This is a genomic window from Paraburkholderia sp. Clong3, from assembly GCF_050436485.1.
Taxonomy (GTDB): domain Bacteria; phylum Pseudomonadota; class Gammaproteobacteria; order Burkholderiales; family Burkholderiaceae; genus Paraburkholderia; species Paraburkholderia tuberum.
Genome location: NZ_JBNDMH010000004.1, coordinates 86,395 through 102,788, shown reverse-complemented (window position 1 = coordinate 102,788; position 16,394 = coordinate 86,395). Strand labels below are relative to the sequence as shown.

Here is a 16,394-nt window from a genome sequence, read left to right as displayed (position 1 = left end):
TGCTCCTCGCTCCTGTCCCCAGCGGCTAGACGCCGAAAATGGATCGCTTACCATTCTTTGCCGCGAGCGCTACGGCAGCGATGTTTTTGTGTCGGCGTCGACACAGTTTCATCAGCCAGGAGTCAGCCACCTCGGGCTTGGAGGCTGCCATGCGTATAACCGCGCGGGCGCCGTGAATCAGAAGCGTTCGTAGTGCTGTATCGCCGCGCTTGCTGATGCCCAGCAGGTGCGGTGTCCCGCCCGAGGAATGCTCGCGTGGGACCAGACCCAGCCATGCAGCGAGTTCACGGCCGCTGCGAAAGGCTCGAGGGTTCCCGATTGAGGCTGCCAGGGCCGATGCGGTGAGCGGGCCGATTCTGGGTATGGTCTCGAGAAGTTGGCCGGGCGCATCCGTACGATGGATCGCGCGGATACACCCTTCCAGTTCAGCCACCTTGTCGCCAAGTTCGCGCAGGTGCTCGACGAGCATCTGGACTAACGCACGGAACGGCTCGCAATGCTCACTGTCGTGACTGGATAGCGCCGCTATGGCCCGCTGCCCCAGCAGCCGGATACCTTGTGGCAGCGCGATGCCGAATTCACCGAAAAGACCACGGATCTGGTTGGCCAGTGCTGTGCGCGACTTGACCAGCCCGGCGCGTGCGCGGTGCAGCGACAGAATTGTCTGTTGCACCTGCGTCTTGACCGGTACGAAGCGCATGTGCGGTCGCTGTATTGCCTCGCAGATCGCTTCAGCGTCGGCCGCGTCGGTCTTGTTGCTCTTTACGTAAGGCCGGACGAACTGCGGGGCGATCAGTCGAACGGTATGCCCGAGCTTCGCGAGCTCCCGGCCCCAGTAGTACGACGAGCCGCACGCTTGCATGCCAATCACGCACGGCTCAAGCGTTGCGAAATATCGAAGCACATCCGCGCGTCTCAGCTGTTTGCGTACAACAATGTGGCCTTGCAAATCCACTGCGTGAACCTGCAGCAGATTCTTGGCCAGATCCAGTCCAACAATCGCTATCTTCATGATGAACGCTCCTTTGCCGTGGATATCACGACCTCTCCACTCTGGCATAAATCTCTCGCTGCGTAGCGGCAGTCGTCCATCACATCAGAACCGCCGTATGAACCGTCCGTGCCTCCTAACCTCGCATCATGAGGCAGGCACCGCGCCGAGTCCTGCCCGTTGCCGGGCAATGCCGCTGTCCTAGCCGGAAGTTGTGTGACGCGCGCCAGATTGTCGTCTTTCATCGCATGTGCATGCCGCCGTTGATGGCGAAATCCGCGCCGGTGACAAAACCGGCGTCGTCAGAACAGAGAAAGGCCACTAGGGCTGCGATTTCGTCCGGTTGACCGAGGCGGCCCACCGGAATCTGCGGGAGGATCTTCGTGTCCATCACGTCCTTGGGGACCGCCGCAGTCATCGCCGTGGCAAGGTAGCCAGGTGATACCGTGTTGACGGTCACGCCGTGTCTGGCCACCTCCAGCGCGAGCGACATCGTGAAGCCGTGAATGCCTGCCTTGGCCGCCGCGTAATTGGTCTGCCCGAACGCGCCGCGCGCGCCGTTCACCGAACTGACATTGACGATCCGCCCGAACTGCCGCTTGAGCATCCCGCCGAGCAGCGGTTTGGTCATGTTGAACATGGAATCGAGATCGGTGCGCAGCACCTTGTCCCAATCTTCCTTGTTCATCCTGACAAAAGTCGAGTCGCGGATGATGCCCGCGTTGTTCACCAGAATGTCCACCATACCGAATTCGGCGAGCACGCGCTCGGCGCAATGGGCGCACGAATCGAAGCTGGAGACGTCGGCCTCATAGGCGACGAAATGGCGACCGGCATCGCGTTCATGGATGAGCCAGGTGGCAACGTGATCGTTGCGCTCGGAGTGCGACATGGCGACCACCATGCCCGCATCGTGAAGACGCCGGCTGATCGCGGCGCCCAAGCCACCCATGCCACCGGTAATGAAAGCTACGCGCTTAGCCGGCATGATGCTCTCCCTGCTCCGGACGGTTGCTGGAGGCCGGCGATTTAGCCGAAGTCACCGGCGTAACCTGACTGGAGACGTCGCCTCGGCCCGCTTGTCCGTAGGCCATGCCCGCCGCCGTGCTTGCCATACGTCGCAGCCATTCCTGCCACGGCAGCATGACCGGATTCATGGGGGCATGCGTCGGCCATTGCTCGCTCCAGGCCGATTGCCAGGTCGCCAACGCTTCGCGCAGGCCTTCGCTGAATTGGCTTTGCAGTCGCACGGCAGAGTCCAGCCCTTGCTGCCAGAGGTTTGTGGTGGTCGCCATGTAATCGCGCACCGTGGACTGGTAAGACTGAGGTTGACCCGGTTCGACGGATAGATTTGCAGTTGAGTTCAATGCGGTGTGGCACCTCCGATAAGGTTGAATTGCGGGTTGTCCACGGCCGGGCGGCGGGTCGCCTGTCACGACCACGACGCTGCCCGGCGGTGGGCAACCCGCGCGGCGATAAGCTTTGACCTTGCGCATGCAGGTTTTCGAACTCGAGCGGCGAACAGTAGCCGATGCTGCTGTGCAGGCGGCGTATGTTGTACCAGCTCTCCAGAAACGAGAACAGACGCCGCCTTGCCTGTTCGTGGGTCGCGAAGTGTTCGCGACAGAGCAGTTCGGCTTCGAGCGTGCCGAAGAACGACTCGCACATCGCGTTGTCGTAAGCGTCGCCGGCGGTCCCCATCGACGGTTGTACGCCGGCTTCTCGGCAGCGCCGCCCGAAGGCAATGGAGGTGTATTGACAGCCTTGATCGGAATGTAGAATCACACCGTCATGGCGTCGTTGCTGCAACGCCATGTCCAGCGCGCGTAACATCAGTTCGGTGTACAGATGGTTGGACATCGCCCAGCCGACGATGCGACGGCTGAACACGTCCAGCACGACCGCCAGATAGAGGAATCCTTCACCCGTGGGTACATAGGTCGCATCTGCCACCCACAGCACGTTTGTCGCGTCGGCACTGAAGTGCCGGCGCACCAGATCAGGCGCACGCCGGGCGCCTGCGCGTGGCCGTGTGGTGCGCGGCCAGCGCCGCCGGCTTGCCCCGCACAGACCCGCCATACGCATGAGGCGCGCCACCCGCTTGCGCCCCACGTGTACGCCTTCGCGCGCGAGCTGCGCATGGATACGCGGTGCCCCATACGTGCCGCGCGAGCTTGCATGGAGCGTGCGGATATGCGCGAGCAGTTGCACATCGCTATGCGTGCGCATCGCGGGCTCTCGCACCAGCCACGTGTAATAGCCGCTCGTCGAGACGCCGAGCAGCCGCGCCATCATCGCAATGGGCCAGCGGGCCCGGTTCGCTTTCATGAATCCGTACCGCCCTTCGGTGGAATGGATCCCGTCTCCCTCGCGAACCAGGCTGCCGCGTGAGAGAGTATGTCGCGCTCCATCTTCAGTTGCCGGACTTCACGACGCAACCGTGTGAGCTCCTGCCGTTCGGCTGTGGTCAGACCGTCATGCCGCACACCTGTGTCGCGATCAGCCTGCGCCACCCAGTTGTAGATGGTCTGTGCAGTCGGCTCGAACTCCTTTTCCAGTTCCTCCGGCCTGCGTCCGGCCTTCACCAGCCCGACCATTTGCGCCCGAAATTCCGCCGGGTACGGGGTACGATGCTTGCCCATAATCGGCACCTCCTTCTCCAAAGGATAGATGTCCGTTTTTCTGGGTCAACTTCAGACGCCGAGAGTTCGCTCCAGTCATGAGCGGTCGACACCGCATTGCGAATGGCATGCGCCGCCGCAAGATCGCGCCGGATGCGCTGCATCTCGAACTCGGAAACCTGCTGCCGGGCTTCGTGGCTGAAACTCACCATTTGCAGCGCAAACGAGAGATTCGCGCGGTACAGATCGAAGCGTGTGACGGATTTGCCTGCCATGATGGATCATCCTGACGTGATGAAGCGGTCCGCATGCATGCAACGAGAGGCTGCGGAAAATGCGTGCGCGGCAGCAGTGCGTCCAATGTACACGAGGCAGTCAGAAGCTGGTTGACCCGTGTCAACCGCGAGATAGTTTTCCGCGAACGCGAACGCGAACGCGAACGCGAGCGCTTTGCGCTGTCCGTCGGCCGTTTCGCCGTGCGTTCTGATGTGATGGACGACTCCCGCTACGCAGCGAGAGATTTATGCCAGAGTGGAGAGGTCGTGATATCCACGGCAAAGGAGCGTTCATCATGAAGATAGCGATTGTTGGACTGGATCTGGCCAAGAATCTGCTGCAGGTTCACGCAGTGGATTTGCAAGGCCACATTGTTGTACGCAAACAGCTGAGACGCGCGGATGTGCTTCGGTATTTCGCAACGCTTGAACCGTGCGTGATTGGCATGCAAGCGTGCGGCTCGTCGCACTACTGGAGGGTGTAAAGATTTTTGTGTAAACGGTCATTTGGCAGGAGACTGTCAGCAACAGGAGCACAGATGACCGTAGCGAAACGCAACAAAAGAGAGAAACCCGATCCTGAACTCGTCAAGCTGGCAGACGGCCTGCTGGCGAATTACCAGAAGCCGGAAGATCTGATAGGCGAGAACGGGTTGCTCAAGCAGCTCACGAAGATGCTGGTGGAGCGAGCGCTTGAAACGGAGAGTTCTGGCTGCAAGTGGTCACTGAGCTGAAGACGCGGGGCGTGCAGGACATTTTTATCGCCTGCGTCGACGGGCTCAAAGGTTCCCTGAAGCCATTGAAGCGGTCTACCCTGAATATTCCACGCCAAAGTGAACAGGGATTCCACGGCAAAAAGAACACGAATTCCACGGCAAAGTTAATGCCGATTCCACGGCAAAAAGAACAGGGTTTCCACGCCATCGCGAACACGGTTTCGGGGTGGCGGCGACGCGGGTCAACGGTGGCACGATCGACAGTTTTGTCGGGAGTGCCGAATGGCAAATGTCAGGTTGACCATGCGCAAAATCAGGGAAGTGCTGCGGCTGCATTTCGAGTGTGACCGCAACCAGAGGGAGATCGCCGACGCGGTCGGTGCCTCGACAACGACGGTGTGGCATTACCTGCGCCGCACGCGGCTGGCGGGGCTGGGCTGGCCCCTGCCACCGGAACTGCTGACGGACGACGCGGCGCTCGAGGCGAGACTGTATCCGCCGCCGGCACGGCGCGAGCCAACGCGCGGCATGCCGGACTGGCCGGCGGTGCATCGCGAGATCGGCAGGAAAGGCGTCACGCTCGATCTGCTGTGGCAGGAATACAAGGCGCAGCATCCGGACGGCTGCGGCTATAGCTGGTTCTGCAAGGCTTACCAGGAATGGGCGCAGCGGCTTCCTGTCACGATGTGCGTATTCCACGCAAAGAGAACAGCCATTCGACGGCAAAGTGAATCGTGATTCCACGGCAAAGTGAACAAGGATTCCACGCCATCGCGAACAAACGGAGCGCAGCGACGCGGGACCTTTACCTTTTTACTCGGACTGCGGCTTTGCGGTCAATCGACTGCGCGTCTTGCGCAGCGATTCGCCCGCGAGCGTGATGCGATGAGCGTTGTGCACCAGCCGGTCAAGGATCGCGTCGGCGACAGTGGGTTCGCCGATCGCCTCATGCCAGTGGTCCACCGGGATCTGGGAGGTAGCGAGCGTGGAGCGGTGCCCGTGACGGTCGTCAAGAACCTCAAGCAGATCGCGCCGCGCGGAATCAGTCAGCGGCGCCATTGCCAGATCGTCGAGAATCACGAGATCCGTCTTGGCAAGTTGGGCGAGCCATCGCGCGTAGCGCCCGCTGCCGTGTGCGATCGCCAGTTCCTCGTTCAGTTTCGGCACGCGCAGATAGCAGGCGGAGAACCCCTGGCGGCACGCCTGGATGGCGAAGGCGCAACCCAACCAACTCTTGCCGAGCCCGGTCGGGCCAACCAGGATCAGGTTCTGCCTCTCCCGAAGCCACTCACCGGTCAGCAGTCGGGCGGTGAGCGCCCGGTCCAGGCCGCGGGCGGTGCGATAGTCGATGTCCTCGGGCGAAGCGTCGGGGACCTTCAGTCTGGCCCGGCGCAGCCGGGCCGCCGTTTGTCGCGAGTCACGTTCACTGGATTCACGCTCGACCAGCAGCCCCAGACGTTCTTCAAAGCCCAGTCGGTCAATGCCGTCCTGGGACTGTTGCTCGGCAAGCGCCGCCGCCATGCCGGGCAGGCGCAGCGCGTGCAGTTTGTCGACAGTGGGATGATGCAGCATATAGACTCCCTTTCAGCTTCAGTGGTAGTACGAAGGCCCGCGCACGTTGGCATGCACAAGCGGCAGGTCGGCCTGCCCGGTGGCAGGTTCGGGCTCCCGGTCCAGGCCGTTCTTCAGCGTCGAGTCAATGAACCTGTAGTTCGGCGCTTTCAGATCGATCGCGCGGCGGCAGGCAGCTTCGAGCCGGTCGCGTCCGTAATCCTTGCCCATGCGCAGCACACCCAGGCAGGTGCGATACGACTGCTGGGGGTGCTTGCGGGCACCCAGCAGGTGCTGGATGACAGCCGCCGTATGCGGGCCGATGTCGGCGGCCCAGTTGCGCAGCCGCTCCGGGTCCCAGCCCTTGGCGACCGCCAGGTGCTCCGGCGGCATGTGCGCGTCGATCGTGGTGTGGTAGCGACGGCGAGCGCTTTTGCCGTGAGCGGCAATGCGTTGGCCGCGATGGAAGATCTCGACGGTGTTGATCGTGTGGCGCACGTCGACCTGTTCGCGCGCGTAGCGATATGGGACCGAGTAATAGTGCTGATCAAGTTCAACGTGATAGTCAGGGCCGATACGCGCGACCTTCCACTCAGCGTACTGATAGGGCTGCTCGGGCAAGGGCCTGAGTGCCGGACGATCGATTTCGTCGAAGACGCTACGGCGGGAGCCGGGCAGTTTCTTGAAGGGCCGGTTGTTCAGATCGCCCAGTAACGCGGCGACCGCCCGGTTGGCCTCGCCCAGGCTGAAGAAGCGCTGGTTGCGCAGGCGGGCGAGGACCCATCTCTGCACCAGGAGGACCGACAGCTCTGCTTTCGGCTTGTCCCTCGGCTTTTTACTGCGAGCCGGGATCACAGCCACGGAGTAATGCCTGGCCATTTCCTGGTAGGTTGGATTGATGTCCGGATCGTAGAACCCCGGCTTGTGGACGCCCGATTTTAGATTGTCGGGCACCAGGATCTCGACCAGGCCGTCATAGAACGCGAAGGCGCGCACGTGCGAGCCGATCCAGTCGGGCAACTGCTGGGTCCAGGTGAGCTCAGCGAAGGTAAAACCGGACACGCCGAGCGCGGCGACGAACAGTTCAGCCTCGCGGACTTCACCGGTGTCCGGATTGATGATGCCGAGCTTCTTGCCCGAGTAGTCGACGAACAGCTTCTGGCCCGGCACGTGCGTTTGCCGCATCGTGACAGGAAGCCGCTGCGCCCATTCCTGGTAAGCCTTGCAGAACCAGCTATAGCCGCAGCCGTCCGGATGCTGCGCCTTGTATTCCTGCCACAGCAGATCGAGCGTGACGCCTTTCCTGCCGATCTCGCGATGCACCGCCGGCCAGTCCGGCATGCCGCGCGTTGGCTCGCGCCGTGCCGGCGGCGGATACAGTCTCGCCTCGAGCGCCGCGTCGTCCGTCAGCAGTTCCGGTGGCAGGGGCCAGCCCAGCCCCGCCAGCCGCGTGCGGCGCAGGTAATGCCACACCGTCGTTGTCGAGGCACCGACCGCGTCGGCGATCTCCCTCTGGTTGCGGTCACACTCGAAATGCAGCCGCAGCACTTCCCTGATTTTGCGCATGGTCAACCTGACATTTGCCATTCGGCACTCCCGACAAAACTGTCGATCGTGCCACCGTTGACCCGCGTCGCCGCCACCCCGAAACCGTGTTCGCGATGGCGTGGAAACCCTGTTCTTTTTGCCGTGGAATCGGCATTAACTTTGCCGTGGAATTCGTGTTCTTTTTGCCGTGGAATCCCTGTTCACTTTGGCGTGGAATATTCACACGATGCGGCAAACGCACGTGCCGGGCCAGAAGCTGTTCGTCGACTACTCGGGCAAGAAGCTCGGCATCATCAATCCGGACACCGGTGAAGTCCGCGAGGCTGAACTGTTCGTCGCCGCGCTCGGCGTGTCCGGTTTTACCTTCGCTGAGCTCACCTGGACCCAGCAGTTGCCCGACTGGATCGGCTCGCACGTGCGCGCCTTCGCGTTCTATGACGGCCTGGTCGAGATCCTGGTGCCCGACAATCTAAAATCGGGCGTCCACAAGCCGGGGTTCTACGATCCGGACATCAATCCAACCTACCAGGAAATGGCCAGGCATTACTCCGTGGCTGTGATCCCGGCTCGCAGTAAAAAGCCGAGGGACAAGCCGAAAGCAGAGCTGTCGGTCCTCCTGGTGCAGAGATGGGTCCTCGCCCGCCTGCGCAACCAGCGCTTCTTCAGCCTGGGCGAGGCCAACCGGGCGGTCGCCGCGTTACTGGGCGATCTGAACAACCGGCCCTTCAAGAAACTGCCCGGCTCCCGCCGTAGCGTCTTCGACGAAATCGATCGTCCGGCACTCAGGCCCTTGCCCGAGCAGCCCTATCAGTACGCTGAGTGGAAGGTCGCGCGTATCGGCCCTGACTATCACGTTGAACTTGATCAGCACTATTACTCGGTCCCATATCGCTACGCGCGCGAACAGGTCGACGTGCGCCACACGATCAACACCGTCGAGATCTTCCATCGCGGCCAACGCATTGCCGCTCACGGCAAAAGCGCTCGCCGTCGCTACCACACCACGATCGACGCGCACATGCCGCCGGAGCACCTGGCGGTCGCCAAGGGCTGGGACCCGGAGCGGCTGCGCAACTGGGCCGCCGACATCGGCCCGCATACGGCGGCTGTCATCCAGCACCTGCTGGGTGCCCGCAAGCACCCCCAGCAGTCGTATCGCACCTGCCTGGGTGTGCTGCGCATGGGCAAGGATTACGGACGCGACCGGCTCGAAGCTGCCTGCCGCCGCGCGATCGATCTGAAAGCGCCGAACTACAGGTTCATTGACTCGACGCTGAAGAACGGCCTGGACCGGGAGCCCGAACCTGCCACCGGGCAGGCCGACCTGCCGCTTGTGCATGCCAACGTGCGCGGGCCTTCGTACTACCACTGAAGCTGAAAGGGAGTCTATATGCTGCATCATCCCACTGTCGACAAACTGCACGCGCTGCGCCTGCCCGGCATGGCGGCGGCGCTTGCCGAGCAACAGTCCCAGGACGGCATTGACCGACTGGGCTTTGAAGAACGTCTGGGGCTGCTGGTCGAGCGTGAATCCAGTGAACGTGACTCGCGACAAACGGCGGCCCGGCTGCGCCGGGCCAGACTGAAGGTCCCCGACGCTTCGCCCGAGGACATCGACTATCGCACCGCCCGCGGCCTGGACCGGGCGCTCACCGCCCGACTGCTGACCGGTGAGTGGCTTCGGGAGAGGCAGAACCTGATCCTGGTTGGCCCGACCGGGCTCGGCAAGAGTTGGTTGGGTTGCGCCTTCGCCATCCAGGCGTGCCGCCAGGGGTTCTCCGCCTGCTATCTGCGCGTGCCGAAACTGAACGAGGAACTGGCGATCGCACACGGCAGCGGGCGCTACGCGCGATGGCTCGCCCAACTTGCCAAGACGGATCTCGTGATTCTCGACGATCTGGCAATGGCGCCGCTGACTGATTCCGCGCGGCGCGATCTGCTTGAGGTTCTTGACGACCGTCACGGGCACCGCTCCACGCTCGCTACCTCCCAGATCCCGGTGGACCACTGGCATGAGGCGATCGGCGAACCCACTGTCGCCGACGCGATCCTTGACCGGCTGGTGCACAACGCTCATCGCATCACGCTCGCGGGCGAATCGCTGCGCAAGACGCGCAGTCGATTGACCGCAAAGCCGCAGTCCGAGTAAAAAGGTAAAGGTCCCGCGTCGCTGCGCTCCGTTTGTTCGCGATGGCGTGGAATCCTTGTTCACTTTGCCGTGGAATCACGATTCACTTTGCCGTCGAATGGCTGTTCTCTTTGCGTGGAATACGCAGTCTACCCGAAGGCGGCCGTGCAACTGTGCATCGTGCATATGGTGCGCAACAGCCTGAACTTCGTGCCGTGGAAAATGCAGCAGGAAGTCGCCGCCGATCTGAAGACGATCTACACTTCATCGACCGTAGAGCTGGCCGAACAGATGCTGGGCGCCTTCGAGGCCAGGTGGGACAAGGACTATCCGTCCATCGGACAGAGCTGGCGACGCAACTGGGCACGTGTGATTTCGTTCTTCGATTACCCACCGGAGATCAGGAAGGTGATTTACGCCCCGGAGGAAGTCTCCTTGGGGGACACCACAAATGCCATAGAATCGATCAACATGAGCCTGCGTAAAGTGATCAAGACCCGCAGCTCGTTTCCGACCGATGAGGCCGTGACCAAACTGTTCTACCTGGCGCTGAACAACATCAGCAAGAAGTGGACGATGCCTATCCGCGACTGGAAAGCGGCCCTGAACCGCTTCACGATCCAGTTCGAAGAGCGGCTGGTGCCGGGTTAAACCTCAACCCGTTTACACAAAATTCAGGACACCCCCGTACATAGTGCGAGAACTTTACCCTCTCATTCTCGCCGATCTAGCGGACTCTACAGCCTTCGCTTGACATAGGAGCGTCAACGCGATATGCGAGTCGTTCTTCGGCACACTCGAAGCCGAACTGCTCTGTCGCGAACACTTCGCGACCCACGAACAGGCACGGCGGCGTCTGTTCTCGTTTCTGGAGAGCTGGTACAACATACGCCGCCTGCACAGCAGCATCGGCTACTGTTCGCCGCTCGAGTTCGAAAACCTGCATGCGCAAGGTCAAAGCTTATCGCCGCGCGGGTTGCCCACCGCCGGGCAGCGTCGGGGTCGTGACAGGCGACCCGCCGCCCGGCCGTGGACAACCCACGATTCAACCTTATCGGGAGGTGCCACACCGCATTGAACTCAACTGCAAATCTATCCGTCGAACCGGGTCAACCTCACGGTTGGAGATCGGCTGCGCGCTCGCCCAGCGGTGCAGCCAGAAACCATCACGTCCGGCTTCGTAGCAGTTGCGAACCGGAGCGTCGTCGGGCAGGCGGCAATGCCCCTTCGCTCTCGCAATCGCTTTCAGGACTGCCGCGGTATTGCCGGCAGCCACCGTACACCCGCTCGGGAGCTAACGTCAAGAGTGGTGTATGGGCAGCTTGATGGTCGGCGATTTCAAGCGGCGAATTTCTGCTGAACCGGTCGATCGTCTTGCACCGGTTCGCCGTCCCTGAAGGCAATGCCCTCCAGCAACAGCTTGATCTGTTCGGGGCCGTTGATGCGGCGCCAGGTTTTCTCGGCTTCCTCGATCAGCTTGAATGCCAGACCAAGGAAGGTCGGTCGCGACACGCAGTTACGCGTGCGCGTAGTGCGGTGGCGCACGGTCGCGAACGTCGACTCGATCGCATTCGTGGTCCGCAAATGCTGCCAGTGCTCGGCCGGGAAGTCATAAAACGCCAGCAGGCTCTCCCGGTCCTTCTTCAGCGTTTCGGTCGCCTTTGGATATTTCGCCGCATAGACCGTCACGAAACGATCGAACGCGGCGTACGCATCGGCGCGCGTCGCGGCCATCCAGATCGCCTGCAGGTCTGCCTTCGCGCGCCCCTGTTGCGACTTCGGCAGCGCGTTGAGCACGTTGCCCATCTTGTGAAACCAGCAGCGCTGGCCGCGTGTCGCAGGGAACACTTCTTCCAGCGCAGCCCAGAAGCCCATCGCGCCATCGCCGACTGCCAGCAACGGCCCCGCCTGCAAGCCACGCGATTTCAGATCGAGCAGCAGCTCCTGCCAGGACGCCTTTGACTCGCGATACCCGTCGCCGATTGCTACGCGCTCCTTGCGCCCATCCGGCCTCACGCCGATGATCACCAGCAGGCACTGGCCGTCTGAGTTCTCACTGCGCAGGCCGGTATGAATGCCGTCGACCCACCAATACACGTAGCGCGAGTTCGACAGATCACGCCGGCTCCAGTTGACATGCTCATCGGCCCATTGCGCCTTCAGACGACTTACCATGTTCGCCGACAAGCCTTTGGCGTCTTCACCCAGCAGCACACTCAGCGCCTCGCTCATGTCGCCGGTCGAAATGCCTTTCAGATACAGCCACGGCAGCGCTGCGCTCACGCGCGGCGACTTGCGCACATACGGCGGGACGATCGATGAATTGAACTTCACGCCTGAGCCTGACCGATCACGAACCTTCGGCACCTTCACCGGAATCGGTCCGGCCGCCGTCAACACTTCGCGCTCCGGCAGATAGCCGTTGCGCACCACGGCACGCTGGCCGTGCAAGGTCTTGACGTTCTCCAATCGCTCCAGCAGCGCCGACAGCTCCGCTTCAATTGCCTGCTGGATCGCCTGCCGCGCACCTTGGCGCACCAGATCATCCAGGCCCAGGCCGACTTCCGATAGACCGACGACTTCTTTTTCCGTAAACTTGCTCATGGTGGATGGTTTGTTGTTTGCTGGTTTCCGACTTCGACAATCAGATTCTCAGCTGAAACCTCCACCGCCTTCAATCTCCCGCCTCAATCCCCCCGTACACCACTTCCGACTTTAGCTCCCCGCTCGGCGAGCGAACGCCATCGCCAAGACAAAGCTTCCAGCTCCTGTCGCCCAACTCGAAAGCGACATACAACGAGCCGAGCACCTTTACATCCTGCCCACTACGGGTCATGCCGGGCGTGTCCATTTGCGTGCTCCCATGAAGAAAACGGTTTGCATATTCCGTTTTACTCCTCAGGCTTCGCTTCTACTGCCCTCATAGTATCTGACGTGACAGTACCCGACCAACGCTTCACGTAACGCAGTTGAATGTACTGTCCGCATTGTCGAGGACCAGATAGCTTGGAACGGGTAGTGGCCCTTCAGCATGAGATCCAATCCACCAGTGCGCGAACACCGCGATGACGAACACGGTATTCATGAATCCAACTATTGCGAGGATCCGGATGGCCGTTCTCACGGGAGCTGATACCGGTAATTCGTCCGAGCCGCGCTCAACAAATGAGTAGCGCTGCTTGCGCGCGCCATATCGCAGCATCGCTACAATCGTGCAAAGCACCCCGAGGATCAGTGGACCGTAAAGCGGAAACTGATGAACGGTGCCCAACCAGAGCGTCCATCCAGGAACGACAGCTGCATACGCATACAGGCCGGAGAAAACGAAGATCAGTTCAAGCAGCGCATCCAGTAGGCTGAGCGTCACAACGCCCGCTAGCACTAACCCGAGTACTCCAATGCGTGGCCAGTGCAGTTCCAGCCGACGCGCGACACCGCAGAATACCGCGCTGAATAGCAGAAACCACCACCCATACAGGCCAGTGACGAAGACCAAGGGTTCGGGCGTCGGGTGCGCCGATCCGGATGCCCAACCGGGGATATGCGCGTTCCACGATCCCCAGTTCAGCATGTAGGCGTTGTACAGGACGACGGAGCGGAAGTAGTTAATGGCCGTGTCAAGCCAGCATACTGAAAGCCCGCCGATCATCAGGAGCGCGTCCCATGTCAGACAGCCTTCTCGGCGTGACCTGCGCACGCAGTAGATAGCGCAAACGAGGAACGCGACGACCGAATTGAACTGGGATATCCACGCCGACGTCCTGACCTGCGCTGGAACGGGGTCGACGCCTGTGCCACGGGATGCAAAATCTGGCGACAATACCCATGACAGCAACACGTATGCCTGCAACGCGAGAAACACGGCGCCGGCGCCCGCCCACCACAGCACGGGTTGCCGTACGACCGTTTCAGGTACCGTCAACGAAGCGTGACCGGCATCCATTCCGGTATTCTGATTCGTGCGCATACTGGTCTCCAGAGGTTATTGTTCCCATCGGTTCCCGCTCGCGCCGAAGAGCCCACATTGCATGCAATGATTCGACCCCGCGTAGCGTGTTCGCGGGGTGCCAGTTCAGCTTGTCCAGATTCGTTAGTGCAAGACCGGGTAAGCGTTTTAACAAGGTTCGCAGCGCAACGGTGATTTCGATCATTGCAAGACGTGCGCCGAGACAGTAGTGCAGGCCACCGCCGAAGCTGGCGAGCTCTCTCGCATCAAGGGCGGGGCGGTCGATCATGAACCGGTCTGGGTCGGCGAACTTTTCGGGATCGCGATTAGCGGAACCCAGACATATCGCGACCGTGTCTCCGCGCCGAAGCGACACGCCTTCGAACGTGAAATCTTCGATCACCTCGCGCGCAGCGATCTGAACCGAGCTGTCGTAACGAAGACATTCGAGTACACATGCGGGCAACAGAGACTCATCGCGCTGAACACGATCGAGTGATTCCGGATGCCTGAATAGCGTGATCAGCGCGTTTCCTATCATGTTCGACGTCGTTTCATGACCTGCAGCGAACAGGAAAATGATATTGGCGACGATTTCCTCATCGCTCATTCGTGCGCCACGTTCCTCAAGGTGCAGGAGCAGCGAGATCAGATCTTCCCCCGGACTGTTGCGGCGCTGATGGAGTTTCTCTTTGAAAAATTCATGAAGACTGCGGGTTGCTTCGTTAGCGTCATCGATGTCCGCGCCGCTTATGTTCGCGACTTCGAGCGCACGGGTGAACGACTGGGTCAGGCGCCACATCCGGATCGTGAACAGGCTGGTTTCCGCCTCATCGAGGCCGAGCAAACGACAGATCGCGATGAGTGGCAATTGCAGTGCATAGCCATTCACAAGATCAGCGTTGCCCGCAGCAGCGAACTGATCAATCAGATGGTCGGCCGTATCCTGTTGCCAGTTGCGTGAACTCGTCGATGTGCCGGGCGTTGAATGCCTGCATCAGCAGTGCACGCAAGCGCGTGTGATCGGGCGGATTCATCATCAGCAATGAGCGGTCGAACGTCTGAAACGCAGCGCCCGACGCAAGTTCGTCGCCATAACGGGAGCGAATGTATTGCAGATAACCCTTACCCATGCGGCGGTCGCGCAACAAGCTTTCGGCTACCGCGTAGCGGCCGGTAATCCATAGCTGGGGCAGTAGACTAACGAGGGGGCCAGCCGCCCTCAACTGTTCGTAGAACGGATAGGGGCTCTCGTGGAACGAGGGCTCACCGAAATCAGCGAAATGCACGATGGTCGCTCCTGAATTGGGGAATTCGGTCAGCCGGTCGTATGCGTTCCGATTACGTCAATATTTTTGCTTCATGCGAAATTCGGCCGAGACCGGAAATTCCATGTGACCTGCAGCAACTCGACTCCGCGCAGCGTGTTCGATGGATGCCAGGCGAGACGGTCGAGATCAGGGATGCGCAGGTCCGGCAGGCGCCTCAAAAGCGTGCCAATCGCAGCTTCGAGTTCGATCATCGCCAGTCGTGCGCCCAGGCAGTAGTGCAGTCCTCCACCAAAGTTCAGCAACTGCCGGCTGTCGACGTCGGCGCGGCCGATCTGGAATCGATCCGGCTCCATAAAGCGCGCGGGATCGCGGTTGGCGGAACCGGAGCAGAGAAAGATCGTATCGCCCCGGGAAAAGCGGTAACCGTCTAACTCCATGTCCTCGAGCACATCACGAAATGCCATCTGCACGGAACTGTCGAAGCGCAGGCACTCAAGAACGCAAGCTGAAATTAACGATGGGGCGCATCGCAGCCGCTCCAGTTCGGCGGGGTGCCGGTGCAGGGCGACGAGCGCATTGCCGATCATATTGGCCGTCGTTTCATGGCCCGCGACGAACAGGAAAACGATGTTGGCGACGATTTCGTCGTCGCTCATTCGTTGCCCGTTTTCCTCAACTTGCAGAAAACGGGAGATGAGGTCATTTTTGGGCTGCCGCCGGCGCTTGTCGAGTTCACTGCGAAAGAATGCCTGCAACTTGAGTGTCGAGGCATTGGCGTCATCGACTTCGCGACTCGACATGCCGGATGCTTCGAAAGCCCGGGAAAATGGAACCGTGAGCGCCCACATTTCCTCGGCAAACGGTCCGGTATCCGCTTCGTCCAGGCCGAGGAGCTTGCAGATCACCATGATCGGCAGCCGCAGCGCGTAGGTACTGACCAGATCCGCTGAGCCGTGATCGATAAACCGGTCGATCAGGTCGTCGGCGACGGTCAGGGAGAGGTGGGCGAATTCTTCCGTGTGACTCGCGTTGAACGCTTTCATCAGCAGCGCCCGAACTCGCGTATGTTGGGGCGGATTCAGCATCAGGACCATCTGGTAGAAGACTTGGAAAACAGGATCGTCCTTGCGATCCTCCCCGTAGCGCAGTCGCACGTACTCCTCGTGCCACCGGCCGAGACGCCGGTCCCGGAGCACCGTTTCTGCAACGGCGTACCTGCCTGTCATCCAGATTTTAGGCATCAGACTGACGAAGAGCCCCTCGTTCCGCAGATCGGTGTAGAAGGGGTAGGGGTTCTCGTAGAAGTCTGGGGTCGTGAAATTGGCGAAGTCCATGTTCGCTCCGTGC

Annotated in this window: 12 protein-coding genes and 7 pseudogenes; 8 read left to right on the top strand and 11 right to left on the bottom strand. The window is 61.0% G+C overall.

All coding sequences use genetic code 11. The features are described 5' to 3' along the window. Positions 1-25 precede the first annotated feature (25 nt). The 4 genes and pseudogenes from OKW30_RS38435 to OKW30_RS38420 form a co-directional block, all read right to left on the bottom strand. Positions 26-1,012 carry an IS110 family transposase gene (locus tag OKW30_RS38435; protein WP_429349297.1) on the bottom strand — a complete coding sequence of 329 codons (987 nt, stop codon included), beginning with the start codon at positions 1,010-1,012 and terminating at the stop codon, positions 26-28. Positions 1,013-1,232: 220 nt separating this feature from the next. After that, positions 1,233-1,979: a beta-ketoacyl-ACP reductase gene (locus tag OKW30_RS38430; protein WP_429349296.1), complete on the bottom strand. Its 747-nt coding sequence runs from the start codon at positions 1,977-1,979 to the stop codon at positions 1,233-1,235. A 506-nt stretch (positions 1,980-2,485) separates the two neighbouring features. After that, positions 2,486-3,633 (bottom strand): annotated as a pseudogene (locus tag OKW30_RS38425) (IS3 family transposase); the annotation flags it as partial. Further along, entirely contained in the window at positions 3,573-3,887 is a 315-nt protein-coding gene (locus tag OKW30_RS38420; RefSeq protein WP_429349295.1) for a hypothetical protein, read from the bottom strand. The gene OKW30_RS38420 and the pseudogene OKW30_RS38425, both read right to left, overlap by 61 nt. Positions 3,888-4,183: 296 nt before the next feature. On the opposite strand from OKW30_RS38420, the pseudogene OKW30_RS38415 reads away from it, so the two are divergent. From OKW30_RS38415 to OKW30_RS38400, 4 pseudogenes are all read left to right on the top strand, one after another. Then, positions 4,184-4,363, top strand: a pseudogene (locus tag OKW30_RS38415) (IS110 family transposase); the annotation flags it as partial. A 63-nt stretch (positions 4,364-4,426) separates the two neighbouring features. Then, positions 4,427-4,591 (top strand): annotated as a pseudogene (locus tag OKW30_RS38410) (IS256 family transposase); the annotation flags it as partial. Then, positions 4,591-4,706, top strand: a pseudogene (locus tag OKW30_RS38405) (transposase); the annotation flags it as partial. The pseudogenes OKW30_RS38410 and OKW30_RS38405, both read left to right, overlap by 1 nt. A 179-nt stretch (positions 4,707-4,885) precedes the next feature. Further along, positions 4,886-5,302, top strand: a pseudogene (locus OKW30_RS38400) (IS21 family transposase); the annotation flags it as partial. 114 nt (positions 5,303-5,416) lie between these two features. On the opposite strand, the gene istB (OKW30_RS38395) reads toward OKW30_RS38400, so the two are convergent. Further along, a complete protein-coding gene (gene istB, locus OKW30_RS38395) occupies positions 5,417-6,175 on the bottom strand; it encodes an IS21-like element helper ATPase IstB (RefSeq protein WP_184071868.1) in 759 nt (252 codons plus the stop codon). An 18-nt stretch (positions 6,176-6,193) separates the two neighbouring features. Then, the gene (istA, locus tag OKW30_RS38390; RefSeq protein WP_184071870.1) at positions 6,194-7,741 is read right to left on the bottom strand and encodes an IS21 family transposase; all 1,548 of its coding nucleotides are present in this window, start codon (positions 7,739-7,741) and stop codon (positions 6,194-6,196) included. 184 nt (positions 7,742-7,925) lie between these two features. Here istA (OKW30_RS38390) and istA (OKW30_RS38385) point away from each other — a divergent pair. The 4 genes and pseudogenes from istA (OKW30_RS38385) to OKW30_RS38370 all read left to right on the top strand — a co-directional run. Continuing rightward, positions 7,926-9,074: pseudogene (gene istA / locus OKW30_RS38385) on the top strand (IS21 family transposase); the annotation flags it as partial. Between the two features lie 18 nt (positions 9,075-9,092). Beyond that, on the top strand, positions 9,093-9,851 hold the full coding sequence (gene istB, locus OKW30_RS38380) for an IS21-like element helper ATPase IstB (RefSeq protein ID WP_184071868.1): 759 nt from the start codon (positions 9,093-9,095) through the stop codon (positions 9,849-9,851). Positions 9,852-9,974: 123 nt separating this feature from the next. After that, positions 9,975-10,481, top strand: a pseudogene (locus OKW30_RS38375) (transposase); the annotation flags it as partial. Positions 10,482-10,602: 121 nt separating this feature from the next. Continuing rightward, positions 10,603-10,908, top strand: coding sequence for an IS3 family transposase (locus OKW30_RS38370; RefSeq protein WP_429349611.1), 306 nt, complete (start codon positions 10,603-10,605; stop codon positions 10,906-10,908). Between the two features lie 260 nt (positions 10,909-11,168). Here OKW30_RS38370 and OKW30_RS38365 read toward each other — a convergent pair whose 3' ends face one another. The 5 genes from OKW30_RS38365 to OKW30_RS38345 all read right to left on the bottom strand — a co-directional run bounded on the left by OKW30_RS38365 (position 11,169) and on the right by OKW30_RS38345 (position 16,381). Continuing rightward, positions 11,169-12,434, bottom strand: coding sequence for an IS256 family transposase (locus OKW30_RS38365; RefSeq protein WP_429349294.1), 1,266 nt, complete (start codon positions 12,432-12,434; stop codon positions 11,169-11,171). A 352-nt stretch (positions 12,435-12,786) separates the two neighbouring features. After that, a complete protein-coding gene (locus tag OKW30_RS38360; RefSeq protein ID WP_429349293.1) occupies positions 12,787-13,797 on the bottom strand; it encodes a spirocyclase AveC family protein in 1,011 nt (336 codons plus the stop codon). Then, the gene (locus OKW30_RS38355; RefSeq protein WP_429349292.1) at positions 13,739-14,668 is read right to left on the bottom strand and encodes a cytochrome P450; all 930 of its coding nucleotides are present in this window, start codon (positions 14,666-14,668) and stop codon (positions 13,739-13,741) included. The genes OKW30_RS38360 and OKW30_RS38355 overlap by 59 nt, the downstream gene beginning before the upstream one ends. 31 nt (positions 14,669-14,699) lie before the next feature. Further along, positions 14,700-15,065, bottom strand: coding sequence for a hypothetical protein (locus tag OKW30_RS38350; RefSeq protein WP_429349291.1), 366 nt, complete (start codon positions 15,063-15,065; stop codon positions 14,700-14,702). Between the two features lie 71 nt (positions 15,066-15,136). Continuing rightward, the gene (locus tag OKW30_RS38345) at positions 15,137-16,381 is read right to left on the bottom strand and encodes a cytochrome P450 (RefSeq protein WP_429349290.1); all 1,245 of its coding nucleotides are present in this window, start codon (positions 16,379-16,381) and stop codon (positions 15,137-15,139) included. Between the last annotated feature and the right edge of the window lie 13 nt (positions 16,382-16,394).

Coding starts and splice junctions, on each gene's coding strand:
- OKW30_RS38435 (WP_429349297.1), bottom strand. CDS start 1,012: ATGAAGATAGCGATTGTTGGACTGGATCTGGCCAAGAATCTGCTGCAG.
- OKW30_RS38430 (WP_429349296.1), bottom strand. CDS start 1,979: ATGCCGGCTAAGCGCGTAGCTTTCATTACCGGTGGCATGGGTGGCTTG.
- OKW30_RS38420 (WP_429349295.1), bottom strand. CDS start 3,887: ATGGCAGGCAAATCCGTCACACGCTTCGATCTGTACCGCGCGAATCTC.
- istB (WP_184071868.1), bottom strand. CDS start 6,175: ATGCTGCATCATCCCACTGTCGACAAACTGCACGCGCTGCGCCTGCCC.
- istA (WP_184071870.1), bottom strand. CDS start 7,741: ATGGCAAATGTCAGGTTGACCATGCGCAAAATCAGGGAAGTGCTGCGG.
- istB (WP_184071868.1), top strand. CDS start 9,093: ATGCTGCATCATCCCACTGTCGACAAACTGCACGCGCTGCGCCTGCCC.
- OKW30_RS38365 (WP_429349294.1), bottom strand. CDS start 12,434: ATGAGCAAGTTTACGGAAAAAGAAGTCGTCGGTCTATCGGAAGTCGGC.
- OKW30_RS38360 (WP_429349293.1), bottom strand. CDS start 13,797: ATGCGCACGAATCAGAATACCGGAATGGATGCCGGTCACGCTTCGTTG.
- OKW30_RS38345 (WP_429349290.1), bottom strand. CDS start 16,381: ATGGACTTCGCCAATTTCACGACCCCAGACTTCTACGAGAACCCCTAC.